This window comes from Rhodopila globiformis (genome assembly GCF_002937115.1).
In the GTDB taxonomy this organism is placed as follows: domain Bacteria; phylum Pseudomonadota; class Alphaproteobacteria; order Acetobacterales; family Acetobacteraceae; genus Rhodopila; species Rhodopila globiformis.
The window spans coordinates 1-14230 of the sequence record NZ_NHRY01000216.1 but is presented as its reverse complement, the minus strand read 5'-3'; the positions used below and the strand labels follow the sequence as shown (position 1 = coordinate 14230).

The following is a 14230-nucleotide window of genomic DNA, read 5'->3' as shown; positions in this document are numbered from 1 at the left end:
ATAGAATGAGTTCCGCCGCGGTTCGACCGTAGAACGATCACACCCGCGTTAGCACCTGCAACCGAGACGATAGTGCACAGTCCTGCCGCGGTTAATCCGCGGCGATGGCGTTCTGGGTATTGGCATCCATATCGGCGGCACGGTGCAGATCGATTACCCGCATTTCGCGATAGATCAGATCGGTAATTTTGCGCGGCGGCAGGTTCAGCCAATCGTGGTCGCTGAAACGACCGCGTACTCGGGCATAGGCATCCTGAAAAGTCGGATCACGCATCGCCCCTCCCTCCGTTCAGTCAAGGTGCGCAGAAAGAACGCCAACTGACATTGACCTGGATTGAAATGCTAATACAACGTGAAAAAAACGTCAAAACATCATCGTTGTTTCAGGGTGCCGCGCAATGACAGACACGCATTCCTACCTGCTGTCGCTTTCGGTCCGGATTGTTGGCGCACATGTCGCGAACAATCATGTCGGCCCCGACGTGATTCCGAATATGATTCGCAACGTTTACCGCACTTTGGCGACGCTTGGTGACGAAACGGCTGAGACGCATTCGGATAAAGAATACATCCTGAAGGAGAGCAAAGCGAATGGATCCGACAGCAGCAATTTGAAACAGACGAAGAAGAACAACCCTTACGTGCATCCAACGTACGGACAAACCGTCTTTGGCGACCATCTCATCTGCATGGAAGACGGGTTGAGTATGAAAATGCTCAAACGGCACTTACAAACCGTACACAGAATGAGCCCCGAAGATTACCGGGCGAAATGGGGGTTGCCGGATGATTACCCGATGGTGGCAAAGGACTACGCCAAGCTACGGTCCGACCTGGCGCTGCAAAGCGGGCTGGGGCTGAAACCGGAAGATCGCCCTGCGAAGCCCGGCAAGACCCGGAAAGGCCGCCGGTCACCGGGCCGATAACGCAGATGTGTTGGCCGCGTCAGAAGTAATTGTGGCGAAATGTTTCAACTCGCGCGAACGGAACCCGCACCACACGCCAACAGCGGTGACTGCAGGAAAGCGCCTCGCCTACCGGGTGCCCGCCGCCGGCCCGTTCCCCGCAGGCGGCGGGGTCCGCCCCGCCCGCAGGTCGGCGATGGTGGCGCGCGTGGTGATCTGATCGGGGTTTGCCCGCAGTTCGATCAGCGCCGGCTTGCCGCTGGCGACCGCGCGCCTGAAAGCGGGCGTGAACTCAGCCGTTTCGACAACGGTTTCGCCATGACCGCCAAAAGCCTCGATCAACCGGCGGAAATCCGGGTTGGTCAGGTCGGTGCCGGAAATCCGCCACGGATACGCCTTTTCCTGATGCATCCGGATCGTTCCATACATGCCGTTGTTGAACACCAGCACGATCGGCGCGACGCCGTGATGAAGGGCCGTCGCGACCTCCTGCCCTGTCATCATGAAGCCGCCATCGCCGACCATGCTGACGACCATGCGGCTGGGGAAAGCGATCTTGGCGCCAACGGCCGCCGGCACGCTGTATCCCATCGCCCCGTTGGTCGGCCCGATGTAGCGCTGGTGCTCGCCGAAATTCAGGAATCGCGTGGCCCAGCCGGAGAAATTGCCGGCGTCGGTGGTCACGATGGCATCCGGCGCCAGCAGCGACTCCAACTCCCGCATCACCGTGCCAAGGTTCAGCTTCCCCTGATAGTTCGGCACCGCCCGCTGCGCCTCGCGCAACGATCGCAAATCGCGCGTCCACTGGCTCCAGGCCGGCTGCACCGGCTCCAGCCCCGCGGCGGCGATGGCGAACGCGTTCAGGTCTGCAACGATCCCTAGCCGGGTGCGGAACACCCGCCCGATCTCCGCCCCATCCGGCAGCACCTGGATGATCGGCACGCTGCCGGCCATATCCAGCAGCGTGTAGCCCTGCGTCACCGCGTCGCCCAGGCGGCTGCCGATGGCCAGCACGAGGTCCGCTTCCTTGAACCTGCTGATCAGGCCGGGATCGGAGCCGACCCCCAGGTCGCCGGCGAAGTTGTCCAGCGTGCCGTCGTAGTGCGACTGGCGGCGAAAGCCGACTGTTACGGGGATGTTATTGGCGAGCAGGAAGCGGCGCAGCGCGGCGCGGCCTTCGACGGTCCAGCATGATCCGCCGACGATGGCGACGGGCCGCTTCGCCTCGGCCAGCAGGGTGCGCATGCGCAGCATCGCGTCGGGATCGGGAAAGGCGCGGCTGACCACGGCGCGCGGCAGGTCGGGGACGCTGACGATGTCCTTCTGCATTTCCTCGGACAGCGCGATCACCACCGGGCCGGGACGGCCACTGACGGCGACGTCGACGGCATGGGCGACGATTTCGGGAATACGCCCGGCGTGGTCGACCTGGGTGACCCATTTCGCCAGCGGCGCGAACATCTGGCGGTAATCGACTTCCTGGAAGGCGTCGCGGCCGGCGTCCTGGTGCGCGATCTGGCCGATGAACAGCAGCATCGGCGTGCTGTCCTGGTACGCAACATGAACGCCGATGGACCCGTGGCACGCGCCGGGGCCGCGCGTGACCATCGCCGCCGCCGGACGGCCGGTCAACTTGCCGTAGGCGTCGGCCATGGTCACCGCCCCCGCCTCGAACCGGCAGGTCACGAGCTTCAGCGCCCCGCGCTGGTCGTAAAGGCCGTCGAGCGTGTCGAGGAAACTTTCGCCCGGCACCTCGAACACGTGGTCGATGCCCTGGGCGACCAGCGCGTCCGCCAGCACGCGCCCGCCGTGACGCGGTGCCTTTTGCCCGGCCGTATCCATGCGATGTCTCCTCCTCCAAGCCGCGCCGGAGGATAGGCGAGCCAGGGCGCCGCGTCACGCCCGGCCCCGAGACGCATTGTAACGAACTGCCATGAAACCGACACCGGCGGCACCGAATCCCGCCTTGCACCGCAGCAAACCTGCCGCCGTCCAAGACCGATGGAGGGTGCGATGCTACAGGCTGTAGATCGCCAGGCCAATGATCATATTGCGCGGGCGCAACTGGATCTGTTCCACGACCTGAGCGACCGGATACACCTGACGCCGGACGAACGCCGCCGGGCGCTGGCCCTGAGCGACGGCGACTGGCGCGCCTGGGACAACTTCCTGGCGGACGGGCCGTTACCGTCGTGGCCGCCGTTGCCGGACATGCTGCGCCACCTGGGAAACGTCACCTTCAAACTATTGATAGCGTCCGATTCCAGAACCTTGTGATCAGGCGCGCCGGCCCGGGCCCTTGCCGGCTTGTGCGACTGTACCATAGAGAATGGGCATTATCGGTTTTCTGCAAGGATGCCATGGCCAGCACAACCACTGTTCAAGACACCGGACCGGACAGCTTCGAATCCCTGCTCGAGGATCGGCAAAAGATGTGGTCCGGCTTTACCGCCGCCATTGCCGGCCTCGTCGCCTTCGTGGTTATCCTGCTGATCGGGATGGCGGTCTTCCTGCTGTAGACGCAGGTCCTGCGTGGCGCCGGACACCGTCAGTATGTCGTTCCGGCGTCGCGCAACACGACCTGATACGCAGCCGGATCGTGTTCGGCCAGGCGGGCCAAAGCCTCCTGGTGCCGCTCACGAATTTCCGTGGCGGATGGAAACCGTTCGCGCGCCTCGGCCCAGCGCAAAGCTGCGGCCGTCCAGTCACCGCGCCTTGAGGCGAGCAAGGCGGGATAGGTGAACAACGTAATTTCATTTCGCTCGTCAGCGCGGATACGTGCCTCGTGCAGGACCGCGTCGGCGTCTTCCAGCCTGCCCTGCTGTTCCAGCGCGCCGGCCAGTTCGGTGTAGACCCACCAGGGCCGGATATCGAACGTCAGGGCCGTGCGCCAGTAAGTTTCGGCTTCGCACCAATCGCCCTGGATCATGGCCAGGCGGCCCAATTCCATCGGAAAGCTGCGTTCCCGGGGGAACAGCGCCGCGCCCTGGTCCAGCAACTGGCGCGCCTCATCCAGGCGGCCCAGTTGGCGCAGAGCGTCGGCGCCGCCGGTATAGGAAGGCCAGTACTCGGGAATATGCGTCCGGATCGCACGCCAGATCAGTTCGGCGGCGGCCCAGTTCCCGGCCATCGCCGCCTGCTCGGCCTGATCGACGAACGTTTCGTAGGTCAACGGTTCGTCCGGCGGGGGTGCGTCGGATGGCTGGACATCCGGCCGGGCTGGATCGGGCGGTTGAACGACCGGCGCAGCCGCCACCTCGGCGGCTTCAGGCGGACCGAGCCCTGCCTGGGCGCGCAGATAATCAATGCCGCCTGGCCCGGGGGCGCCTGCGGCATCCGGGGCGGGGTGATGTCGCCGGCGGGTGAAAAATCGCATCGGCGGAACCTCGTGGTTGGAAAGGATACGCACCGCATCACGCCAGTCACGCGATCATACGGCTTCCGCCCCACCGGGTCGCGTGTGAATCGCGGCCGGCCCTGGGCCTACGCTCCGAACCGAGGCAGATGCGCGGCGAGATCCGTATAGGCATCATCGTCGGTGCGGTCATAGCGCAACGGCGTGACAACGATCTTGCCGGCGCGCAGGGCGCTGTAGTCGCTCTCGGGTCCCTGGCGGATGTCGCCGGCGGGTGAAAAATCGCATCGGCGGAACCTCGTGGTTGGAAAGGATACGCACCGCATCACGCCAGTCACGCGATCATACGGCTTCCGCCCCACCGGGTCGCGTGTGAATCGCGGCCGGCCCTGGGCCTACGCTCCGAACCGAGGCAGATGCGCGGCGAGATCCGTATAGGCATCATCGTCGGTGCGGTCATAGCGCAACGGTGTGACAACGATCTTGCCGGCGCGCAGGGCGCTGTAGTCGCTCTCGGGTCCCTGGCGGATGTCGCCGCGCCGGAAATTCAGCCAGTGATACTCCATGCCGCGCGGATCGATGCGGCTTTCCACGTGCATGCCGGCGACCAGGCCCTCGCCCTGCCGCGCCAGGGTCACCGGGCCGACCTGGTCCGCGGGAATCGGGGGAAAATTGACGTTGAGCACGGCGGCTTTGCTCCAGCCGATGGCCAGCAGGCGGCGAATCGTTTCGGCACCCAGGGTGCGCGCTGTGTCCCACGGCACGGCGTCCTTGTCCCGGAAAGCCTGGCTCAGCGCCAGCGCGGGCACGCCCAGCATCATCGCGGTCATGGCGCCGCCGACGGTGCCGGAGAACACCGTCTCCATCCCCAGGTTCAGGCCACGGTTGACGCCTGACAGCACCAGCTGCGGCGGCTTGTCCTTCAGGACAAGGCACAGGCCCAGCGCGGCACAGTCGCCCGGCGTGCCGGTGACGCCGTAACGACGCTCGCCCCGTTCGCTGATGCGCAGCGCGTGGTGCAGGCTGATGGCGTGGGACTGGCCGCTCTGGTCGTGCTCGGGCGCCACGACCCAGACTTCGCGCGCGATCTGCGCGGCGAGTTCCTCCAGCACCTTCATGCCGGGGGCGTCGATCCCGTCGTCGTTCGTCAGCAAGACCCGATCCAGCACCGTCCACACTCCTTGATGGTCGCCCCTGTTTGGCCCGGTTGCGTCCCGCGCGGCAAGAGGCCAGCATCGTGGAAAAGAAACAGGAGGAACGACCATGCGGATCATCGATGCGCAGGTGCACATCTGGGGCAGCGGCAAGCCCAGCGGCCAACATCGGCAGACGTCCCGCTTCACCGCCGAGGAATTGCTGCTGGAAATGGGCCAGGCCGGGGTGGACGGCGCGGTGCTGCACCCGCCAAGCTGGGACCCGCATTCGAACGAACTGGCGATCGACGCGGTGGTGCAGCATCCGGGCAAGTTCTGCATCCTGGGCTGGTTTCCGCTGGACGATCCGTCGCAGCGGGAACGAATCGAGACCTGGAAGCAGCAGCCCGGCATGCTGGGCCTGCGCTGGTCGCTGACGCGGGAGGGCCAGGAACACTGGCACAAGGATGGAACGATGGACTGGCTGTGGCCGGCGGCGGAGAAGGCCGGGCTGCCGGTGGCAACGATGGCCTGGCGATTCCTGAAGCAGTTCCGGCAGATCGCCGAGCGGCACCCGCACCTGAAGCTGATCGTCGATCACCTGGGGCTGGTGCGATCCGCGCACGGCGCGGCGGCGTTCGCGACGCTGGACGACCTGCTGCCGCTGGCGAAGCTGCCGAATGTCGCGATCAAGGCGACCGGGGCGCCGGGCTACGCGAAGGAGGCGTATCCGTTCCGGGACATCCACGATGGGCTGCACCGGATCTACGATGCGTTCGGGCCGAAACGGTTCTTCTGGGGAACGGATATCACACGGATGCCGTGCAGCTACAAGCAGTGCGTGACGATGTTCACCGAGGAGTTGCCGTGGCTGCGGGGGAAGGAACTGGAGTGGGTGATGGGAAAGGGCGTGAAGGAATGGCTGGGGTGGAAGCGGCATTAGCAGCGGCGCCGCCGTCCCTCTATCGTTACGGCCGGGCGGGCCCCGGCCATCTGCGCTTCAACGGCGGGGAGTAGATGGCCGGGACACGCCCGGCCATGACGGATGCACAACGACCAGACGCCAGGTTCCTCTCCACCCCTCACCACGCTGTCCTGTACCCCTGAAACGCCGCCGGGATACGCTTGATATCCTGCAGCACATCCGGCGGAACCTCATCTCCCGCGCCCGAGGCGTCCGCCCGCAGGTTCAGCGCGTCACTCAGCCTGCCGAAACGTTCCTCAATCCGCGCAGCGATTTCGCGGTGCGTGCCGACCGCGGCGAAAAGATGTACGACATCGTCTGAAACGATCCCGGCCATCTCGTTCCACTTCCCCGCCTTCGACATCGCGTTCAGTTCCCGTCCCAGGTCGCCCAGACCGTGCAGTTCCAGCACGCCCCAATAGCCGGGCGTCGAGCCGTAGAACGCCACCCTGCCCCGCACCACCTCGAACATCTTCGCCGTGGCCGCCTCATCGGCGCCGGTGGCGACGAAGCCGCCGCCGGTGATTTCGAAATGCTCGCGCATCCTTCCGGAGCGCGCCATGCCCTCGCGCAGCTTCGGGACGATCTGCTCTTCCAGGTAGCGGCGCGTGCAGAAGCCGTGCAGCCGCACGCCGTCCGCCACCTCGCCCGCCAGCCGCAACGAATGCTCTCCCACCGCCGCCAGCGTGATCGGCACCATCCTCTGGCCGAACGACGGCGGCATGAAGTACGGCGGCATCAGCGTGAAGGTGTAGTGCTTGCCGCGGAAGTCGAGTTTCTCGCCCGTCTCCCACGTGGTCCAGATCGCCCGCAGCGCGTGGACGTATTCCCGCAGCCGCGGCGCCGGCGCGCTCCAGGGCACGCTGAACCGGCGTTCGTTGTGCGGACGTATCTGCGGCCCGATGCCCAGGACGAACCGCCCGCGCGAGGCGACCTGCAAGTCCCAGCCTGCATTCGCCACCACCATCGGGCTGCGCGGAAAGGCAATCGCCACCGACGTTGCAAGCTCGATCCGGTCGGTGTTCACCGCGGCGATGGCGTGTGCCAGGAACGGGTCGTGCTTGTTCTCCATCGTCAGCAGCCCGTCATAGCCCGCTGCTTCGGCCGCCCGCGCCGCCTCCGCCGTCTTGCGCAGATCGGCCTGCGGCAGCGTGGTCAGGACGCGCATCGCTCAGCGCCCCTTGAACACCGGCTTGCGTTTTTCCTTGAACGCCGCGACCGCCTCCCGATGGTCCTCGGTCTGCGAGCAGCGTGCCTGGTGCACCGCCTCCAGTTCCAGCGACGCAGCGAAATCACCCGTTTCGGCGGCGGCGAGATTCCGCTTTGTGTAGCCCAGGGCCACCTTCGGCAACGCCGCGATCCGCCGGGCCAGAGCCATCGTCGTGTCCAACAATTCCGAATCCTCGACCACGCGGTTGACCAGGCCGATATGCGCCGCTTCTTCCGCGCCGATGATGTCGCCGGTGAAGAACAGTTCGCGCGCCTTTGCCGTGCCGATCAGGCGGGTGATCGTCCAGGTGCCGCCCCAGTCGCCGGACAGGCCGATCCTGATGAAGCCGGTGCCGAAACGGGCGGAACGGCCGGCGATGCGGATGTCGCAGGCCGCCGCCATGCTCAGGCCGGCGCCGACGGCGACGCCGTTGATCATGCCGATGATCACCTTCGGCGTCGCGTGCATCAGCATTGGAATCCGGTTCGACTGCCGGATTCCCTCGGCCCGTTCCTCGAACACCTTGGCCGAGCGCCCGGCCATGGTCTTGACGTCGCCGCCGGCGCAGAAGCCGCGGCCGGACCCGGTCAGCACGATGCAGCCGACGGAGTCGTCGTGCCCCAGGCGATGAATCGACTCCAGCAGGCCCAGGCGGATCTCGCCGGACAGGGCGTTCAGGCTCTCGGGCCGGTTCAGCGTCAGGGTGGCGACGCCGTCCTCGATTGTTTCGATCAGGTCGGGCATGGACGTCCTCCGCGGTGGCAGATGCCGCAAGCTTGGCGGGGAGTGGCCCTGCCCGCAACCTTCGGCTAGGCTGCCACCACAACAAGCAAGCTCACCGGGAGGAGCCACCATGATCCTGATCGCCTGCCATCCGGGCAGGAGGTGCGCATGAGCGCGTATTTCATCGTCCGCGCGGTGGTCGCTGATCCGGCGGATCGCGAGCCGTTCGACCACTGGTATCGCACGGAACATCTGCCGGACGCGCTGACGGCGTTCAAGGCGACCGCGGCGATGCGCGGCTGGAGCGCGGTCGATCCGTCGGTGCACATGGCCTTCTACCGGTTCGAAACGCTGGAAGCGGCGCAGGCCATCGGCAGCAGCGACGTGATCAAGGGCCTGATCGCCGAGTTCGACCTCCGCTGGGGCGAGCGCGTCAAGCGCACCCGCGACGTCCTGTCCATTGCCGACGAACTGAAAGGATGATGCATGAGCGACCCTGAGATTGCCCGGCTGCGGGAGATCATCGCGGCGCGCCCGCGGGCGACCGAGATCGCGCAGATGCGCATCGACATCGACCAGCGGGGGCGGGCGTTCGGCCTGGCTCCGGACGTTTCGGTGCAGAAAGTCGATGCCGGCGGCGTGCCGGCGGAATGGACGGCGACGCCGGACGCGGATTCCGCCGGCGCCATCCTGTATTTCCATGGTGGCGGCTATGTCATCGGCTCGCTCGACAGCCACCGCCACCTGGCTGGGGAAGTCGGCCGCGCCTCCGGCACGCGCACCCTGGCGATCGACTATCGCCTGGCGCCGGAGCATCCCTTCCCCGCCCCGGTCCAGGATGCGGTGATATCGTACCGCTACCTGCTGGACAGCGGCATCGCGGCGAAGCGCATCGTGCTGGCCGGCGACAGCGCCGGCGGCGGACTGGTGGTGGGGGCGATGCTGGCGATCCGCGAGGCCGGGTTGGCGCTGCCCGCGGGCGGCTGGTGCATCTCGCCGTGGGTGGACATGGAGGCGAAGGGCGCCTCGTTCATCGACCGCGCCGAGACCGACCCGACGGTGCAGAAGGCGACGATCGAGATGATGGCGCAATGGTATCTCGGCGGCGCCAACCCGCGCCACCCGCACGCGGCGCCGCTGTACGGCGACCTGCGCGGCCTGCCGCCGCTGCTGATCCAGGTGGGCGCGGTCGAGACGCTGCTGGATGACTCGATCGCGCTGGCCCGCAAGGCGGCGATCTCCGACGTGATGGTCAACCTGCAGGTCTGGCCGGAGATGATCCACGTCTGGCCCCTGTTCTTCCCGATGCTCACAGCCGGGCGGTGCGCCATCGCCGACGGCGGTTCTTTCGTTCGCAACCTGACCAGGGGACACTAAGACGATGGACGTTCGTTTCGATGACAGGGTGGCAATCGTCACCGGCGCCGGCGCCGGCCTGGGGCGGCAGCATGCGCTGCTGCTGGCCTCACGCGGGGCGAAGGTGGTGGTGAACGATCCGGGCGGCGCGGTCGACGGCACCGGCGGCGCCAACGCGGTGGCCGACGCCGTGGTGGCCGAGATCCGCAAGGCCGGCGGCGAGGCGGTGGCGAGCTATGCCTCGGTGGCCGAGGAGGCATTGGCGCAGAGCATCATCGACACCGCCGTGAAGGCCTGGGGGCGGCTGGACATCCTGGTGTGCAACGCCGGCGTCCTGCGCGACAAGGCGTTCAACAACATGACGATGGAGGACTACGAGTTCGTCAACCGGGTGCATCATTTCGGCACCGTCTATTGCGTCAAGGCAGCCTGGCCGATCATGCGGAAGCAGAGCTACGGCCGCATTGTCGTTACGACGTCCGGGTCCGGAACGGTCGGCAATTTCGGCCAGGCCAACTACGGCGCGGCGAAGATGGCGGTGAACGGGCTGATCAACGTGCTGCGGCACGAGGGGGCGAAATACAACATCCGCTGCAACGCCATCTCGCCCTCGGCGCTGACGCGGATGACGGAGTCGCTGCTGCCGCCGGACATCGGGCCGTGGATGAAGCCGGAACTGGTCTCGCCGGCGGTGGCCTGGCTGTGCAGCGAGGAATGCGACCAGAACGGCGAAATCCTGGCAGCGACGGCGGGCGGCTTCGCGCGGGTGCAGTATTTCGTCACCGAAGGCGTGCAGTTCGATCCGGCGGAACCGGTATCGATCGAAATGGTGCGGGACTCGCTGGGCCGGATCCGCGACCTGTCCACGGCGAAGCCCTATACCGGGCTGATGGGCAACGTGGTGGAGAAGCTGCGGGAGATGGGCCGCATCAAGTAGATCCGCCGCCGGGTTCCGGTATGGCCCCGGTGACCCCTGGCCACCGCTTCGGGTTGTGGGGTAACACCATCCCGCCGCTGAACCCGGAATCGAGATCCCATGCCCCTGCTGGCCTTCGTCGCCTATCTTGCCTGCGTGCCGCTGGCCAACTGGATGATCGGCCATGCCGGCACGGTCTGCGTGCCGCAGGGGCCGTGCCTGGTTCCGGTCGGGTTCGGCCTGATGGCGCCCAGCGGCGTCGTGGTCATTGGCGCGGCCCTGGTGCTGCGCGACATCGTGCAGCGGACCAGCGGCTTCACCTGGGCGCTCGGCGCCGTAGCGATCGGCACGGCGCTGTCCTGGTGGGTGGCCGATCCGCGCATCGCGCTGGCCTCGGCCGCGGCATTCCTGATTTCTGAATCGGCCGATTGCGCGGTGTATTCGCCGCTGCAACGCCGGGGCCTGGTGCTGGCGGTGGTGGCGTCCGGGATCGCCGGGGCGGTGGTGGACAGCGCGGCGTTCCTGTGGCTGGCGTTCGGTTCGCTGGATTTCCTTGCCGGCCAGATCCTCGGCAAAGCATGGGCTGTGCTGGCGGCGATTCCGCTGATCCTTGGCTCACGCCGTTTCGTATCAGCACGGATCTGAGCCGGCGGACGCGGCCTTTCCTGCCATTGGATCGCCGCCTGGGGCTGCCGGAGCGGCGATCGCCATGGCAGGACGAGCAGATTGTAGCATACGCTTGTACGAGAGAAATAATACCATAGTATTATCAAATTCTGTTGTGTTTTGTGATCGGTCGTGCTGTTATTGTTCCGGACAACACAGCTTACGGCCTCTGGTGACCGTCATGTATCGCTGCTACCTCATTCGAAACGGCCGCATTGTACGTGGCGACAATCTTGATGCCGCGACGCTGGAACAGGCAGTGGCCGATGGGCGACGCCTGCTGGCGCTGCGGTCCCGCTCCGGGCCGTTCAGCGGGATCGAGATCTGGTCCGGCAGCACGCTGGTGTACAGCGATACACCCTACGGCGATGCCAAGGCGGCGGCGATCGACAGCCCGTTTGCCACGCCGGACACGACGATGCTGCCGGACTGGCGCCCGACGCTGGGCCGGCTGACGGCCGCGGCAGCACCGCCCGGTGCCCAGGACGGCGCCGAGGCCGATGCGCCTCGTCTTGCGGCGCCGCGGAAGGCGGTTCGGCGCAGGGCGGCGCGGGGGCTGATCGCGGCATAGACGGCAGCATCACAGGGATCGGCCTGGCCGCTGATGCCACCCTGGCGCCGGGCATTCCATAATCGCCCCGGTGCCGGCCCTCGATGGGCTATGTGATGCCGTTCGACCCAGAGGCAGGCTGCGAAAATCGTCAGGCCGCCTGATGGGCGAACGACCAGCGAATGTTCCGCCTGGGCTTGCATTGCCTGCATCGCACGCTATGTACGGTCATCATCGGCAGAGGGCCTGCCCCTGGGCGCCGTTGGCTGAGAGAGACTTGAGCTCCCGCCCATCTCTTGCGGGAGAGGCCCATGTCACTTGGCAAGAAGCCCACTATCCTGGTTGGGCTAGTCCGAGAGACTGTTCTGGCGCATCGCCACCAGGCCGCTGCCGTTATTGCCGAGAACGCTCTGCATGTGGCGGCATCGACAGACCTGATCCTTGAAAGCCGTGCGCTGCTTGCCCGGGTGGATCGCTTGCTTGACCAACATTCGATTTCTGACGCTGCATACCCTGCGGCGTTCTGACCCCGGGCTGGGACACAACGGGTTCTTCTGATCCGCTCCCCCCAGCCAACGGGCAGCCAGACGTGACCGCGTGATCTCTCAGCCGCTTCAACCGGCGCAGCAGGAGGTCAACGGCTGAACGTCCGCCTGCAACAAATGGCCGACCAGGTACCATCCGACCGAGGCTGACCGCTAGTTCAGGAACACCTTCCCCGGGTTCATCACGCCGCGCGGGTCCAGCGCCTGCTTCACCGCGCGCATCACCGCCAGCGCCGCGGCGCCGTGCTCCTGCTCCAGGAACTCCCGCTTGCCGATGCCGACGCCGTGCTCGCCGCTGCATGACCCGCCCAGGGCCAGGGCGCGGGCGACGATCTTCTTGTCCAGTTCCCACGCCCGCGCCAGGCCGTCCGGCTCGGGCGGCACCATGATCACGGTGTGGAAGTTGCCGTCGCCGACATGGCCGACAATCGGCGCGGTCAGGCCGGAGGCGGCGATGTCCTCCTTGGCCCCCAGGATCGCCTCGTCCAGGCGGGAGATCGGCACGATCGCGTCGGTGGCGAGCCCCTTGTGGCCGGGCTTCGCCGCCATCGCCGCCCAGTAGGCGTCGTGCCGCGCCTGCCACAGCTTCGCCCGCACCGCCGGATCGGTGGCCCAGGCGAAGCCCCGGCCGTCGTAGCCGGCAGCGATCTCCTCGGCCTGCGCCGCCTGCTCGGCCACGCCGGTCGGGGTGCCGTGGAACTCGAAGAACAGCGTCGGCAGCGGCGCCAGGCCCTCCAGCTTCGAGTAGGCGATGCACGCCGCCATCTGCACGTCGTCCAGCAGTTCCATCCGCGCCACGGGGATGCCGAGCTGCAGGATGGCGATCACCGTCTCCACCGCGTCGCGCAGGGTGTTGAACTGGCAGGTGGCCGAGGACACCGCCTCCGGTATGCCGTGCAGGCGCAGCTGGATCTCGGTGATCACCCCCAGCGTGCCTTCCGAGCCCAGGAACAACCGCGTCAGGTCGTAGCCCGAGGCGGACTTGCGCACCCGCCCGCCGGTGCGGATCAGCGTCCCGTCGGGCATGGCCACGGTCAGGCCCAGCACGGCCTCGCGCATCGTGCCATAGCGCACGGCATTGGTGCCGGAGGCGCGGGTCGCCGCCATGCCGCCGATGGTGCAGGCCGCGGTGCCGGGATCGACCGGGAAGAACAGGCCGACGTCACGCAGGTGCGTGTTCAGTTGCTCCCGCGTCACCCCCGCCTCGACGCGGCAATCCATGTCCGGCTGGCTGACGTCGATGATGCGGGTCATGCGCGACAGGTCCAGGCTGATGCCGCCGCGCACTGGCGTCACGTGGCCCTCCAGTGAGGTGCCGGCGCCGTATGGCACCACCGGCACGCGCTCGGCGTAGCACAGCGCCAGCACGCGGGCGGCTTCTTCCGAGTTCTCGATGAAGGCGACCGCGTCGGGCAGCACCGGCGGCTGGGTGTCCTGGCCGTGCGAGTGGTGGTCGCGCAAGGCGGCATTGGTGGTGATGCGATCGCCGAGAAACTCCCGGGCGGCGGCGATGACGGCTTCGACGGGCATGGACGTTCCCTGGCACGTGTTCAGGCAAGCATTGGACCCGGCCGGGCGGCGTGGCAAGTCATTCTGCCCCCACCGCAACGAAGGATGCCGCCCGCGACACCGCGGCAAGGTCAACGACCCTGGGCCAGGGTGCGCTCCCTGATCCGGATGCCCCACGTGCCACTCAAGCCGAACCAGAACCGCCGTCACCGTATCCCGCCGCAGGGTCACAAGGCGACCAACCGGCCGGACCATCAGGCCGGTCTGCGTCAGCACGGCAGCATGACCGGCGGCGAAGGCTGGATCAGGTCAGCCTGCTCATCGCCCGCGGTCCCGGCGAGCCTGTCAGGAGTTGGCGCTTGACTTGTCGTATGGTTTATATTACGAGACCAACCTAA

At 66.8% G+C, this 14230-nt stretch carries 18 protein-coding genes; 10 read left to right on the top strand and 8 right to left on the bottom strand.

Going from position 1 to position 14230, the window contains the following annotated elements; all coding sequences use genetic code 11:
- Positions 1-91 precede the first annotated feature (91 nt).
- Positions 92-274, bottom strand: a complete 183-nt coding sequence (locus CCS01_RS20040; protein ID WP_104520542.1) for a hypothetical protein — start codon at positions 272-274, stop codon at positions 92-94.
- Between the two features lie 124 nt (positions 275-398).
- On the opposite strand from CCS01_RS20040, the gene CCS01_RS20035 reads away from it, so the two are divergent.
- Positions 399-926, top strand: coding sequence for a MucR family transcriptional regulator (locus CCS01_RS20035; protein ID WP_104520541.1), 528 nt, complete (start codon positions 399-401; stop codon positions 924-926).
- A gap of 108 nt (positions 927-1034) precedes the next feature.
- Here CCS01_RS20035 and CCS01_RS20030 read toward each other — a convergent pair whose 3' ends face one another.
- A complete protein-coding gene (locus tag CCS01_RS20030; protein ID WP_104520540.1) occupies positions 1035-2747 on the bottom strand; it encodes a thiamine pyrophosphate-dependent enzyme in 1713 nt (570 codons plus the stop codon).
- 171 nt (positions 2748-2918) lie between these two features.
- Between CCS01_RS20030 and CCS01_RS20025 the strand changes: the two genes are divergently transcribed.
- Positions 2919-3182, top strand: coding sequence for a hypothetical protein (locus tag CCS01_RS20025; protein WP_146101862.1), 264 nt, complete (start codon positions 2919-2921; stop codon positions 3180-3182).
- 83 nt (positions 3183-3265) lie between these two features.
- Positions 3266-3424: a hypothetical protein gene (locus tag CCS01_RS33860; protein WP_158258507.1), complete on the top strand. Its 159-nt coding sequence runs from the start codon at positions 3266-3268 to the stop codon at positions 3422-3424.
- A gap of 29 nt (positions 3425-3453) precedes the next feature.
- Here the strand turns inward: CCS01_RS33860 and CCS01_RS20020 are convergent, their stop codons facing one another.
- The 3 genes from CCS01_RS20020 to surE form a co-directional block, all read right to left on the bottom strand.
- Positions 3454-4035, bottom strand: a complete 582-nt coding sequence (locus tag CCS01_RS20020; protein WP_146101861.1) for a tetratricopeptide repeat protein — start codon at positions 4033-4035, stop codon at positions 3454-3456.
- Positions 4036-4388: 353 nt separating this feature from the next.
- Positions 4389-4586, bottom strand: a complete 198-nt coding sequence (locus tag CCS01_RS20015; RefSeq protein WP_104520537.1) for a hypothetical protein — start codon at positions 4584-4586, stop codon at positions 4389-4391.
- A 69-nt stretch (positions 4587-4655) separates the two neighbouring features.
- Positions 4656-5429: a 5'/3'-nucleotidase SurE gene (surE, locus tag CCS01_RS20010; protein ID WP_239992276.1), complete on the bottom strand. Its 774-nt coding sequence runs from the start codon at positions 5427-5429 to the stop codon at positions 4656-4658.
- A 94-nt stretch (positions 5430-5523) separates the two neighbouring features.
- Between surE and CCS01_RS20005 the strand changes: the two genes are divergently transcribed.
- Positions 5524-6336: an amidohydrolase family protein gene (locus CCS01_RS20005; RefSeq protein WP_104520535.1), complete on the top strand. Its 813-nt coding sequence runs from the start codon at positions 5524-5526 to the stop codon at positions 6334-6336.
- 139 nt (positions 6337-6475) lie between these two features.
- Here CCS01_RS20005 and CCS01_RS20000 read toward each other — a convergent pair whose 3' ends face one another.
- Positions 6476-7525, bottom strand: coding sequence for a TIGR03617 family F420-dependent LLM class oxidoreductase (locus tag CCS01_RS20000; protein ID WP_104520534.1), 1050 nt, complete (start codon positions 7523-7525; stop codon positions 6476-6478).
- Positions 7526-7528: 3 nt separating this feature from the next.
- Positions 7529-8311, bottom strand: a complete 783-nt coding sequence (locus CCS01_RS19995) for an enoyl-CoA hydratase (protein WP_158258506.1) — start codon at positions 8309-8311, stop codon at positions 7529-7531.
- A 147-nt stretch (positions 8312-8458) separates the two neighbouring features.
- Here CCS01_RS19995 and CCS01_RS19990 point away from each other — a divergent pair, with 147 nt between their 5' ends.
- The 6 genes from CCS01_RS19990 (at position 8459) to CCS01_RS33020 (ending at position 12305) form a co-directional block, all read left to right on the top strand.
- Positions 8459-8773, top strand: a complete 315-nt coding sequence (locus CCS01_RS19990; protein ID WP_104520532.1) for an EthD domain-containing protein — start codon at positions 8459-8461, stop codon at positions 8771-8773.
- 3 nt (positions 8774-8776) lie between these two features.
- Positions 8777-9667: an alpha/beta hydrolase gene (locus CCS01_RS19985; RefSeq protein ID WP_104520531.1), complete on the top strand. Its 891-nt coding sequence runs from the start codon at positions 8777-8779 to the stop codon at positions 9665-9667.
- Between the two features lie 4 nt (positions 9668-9671).
- Entirely contained in the window at positions 9672-10583 is a 912-nt protein-coding gene (locus CCS01_RS19980; RefSeq protein WP_104520530.1) for an SDR family NAD(P)-dependent oxidoreductase, read from the top strand.
- Between the two features lie 99 nt (positions 10584-10682).
- A complete protein-coding gene (locus tag CCS01_RS19975) occupies positions 10683-11207 on the top strand; it encodes a VUT family protein (RefSeq protein WP_104520529.1) in 525 nt (174 codons plus the stop codon).
- Positions 11208-11409: 202 nt separating this feature from the next.
- On the top strand, positions 11410-11799 hold the full coding sequence (locus tag CCS01_RS19970; RefSeq protein WP_104520528.1) for a hypothetical protein: 390 nt from the start codon (positions 11410-11412) through the stop codon (positions 11797-11799).
- A gap of 290 nt (positions 11800-12089) precedes the next feature.
- Positions 12090-12305, top strand: a complete 216-nt coding sequence (locus CCS01_RS33020; RefSeq protein WP_146101860.1) for a hypothetical protein — start codon at positions 12090-12092, stop codon at positions 12303-12305.
- 171 nt (positions 12306-12476) lie between these two features.
- Here the strand turns inward: CCS01_RS33020 and CCS01_RS19965 are convergent, their stop codons facing one another.
- Positions 12477-13853, bottom strand: a complete 1377-nt coding sequence (locus CCS01_RS19965) for an FAD-binding oxidoreductase (RefSeq protein WP_104520527.1) — start codon at positions 13851-13853, stop codon at positions 12477-12479.
- Positions 13854-14230 lie beyond the last annotated feature (377 nt).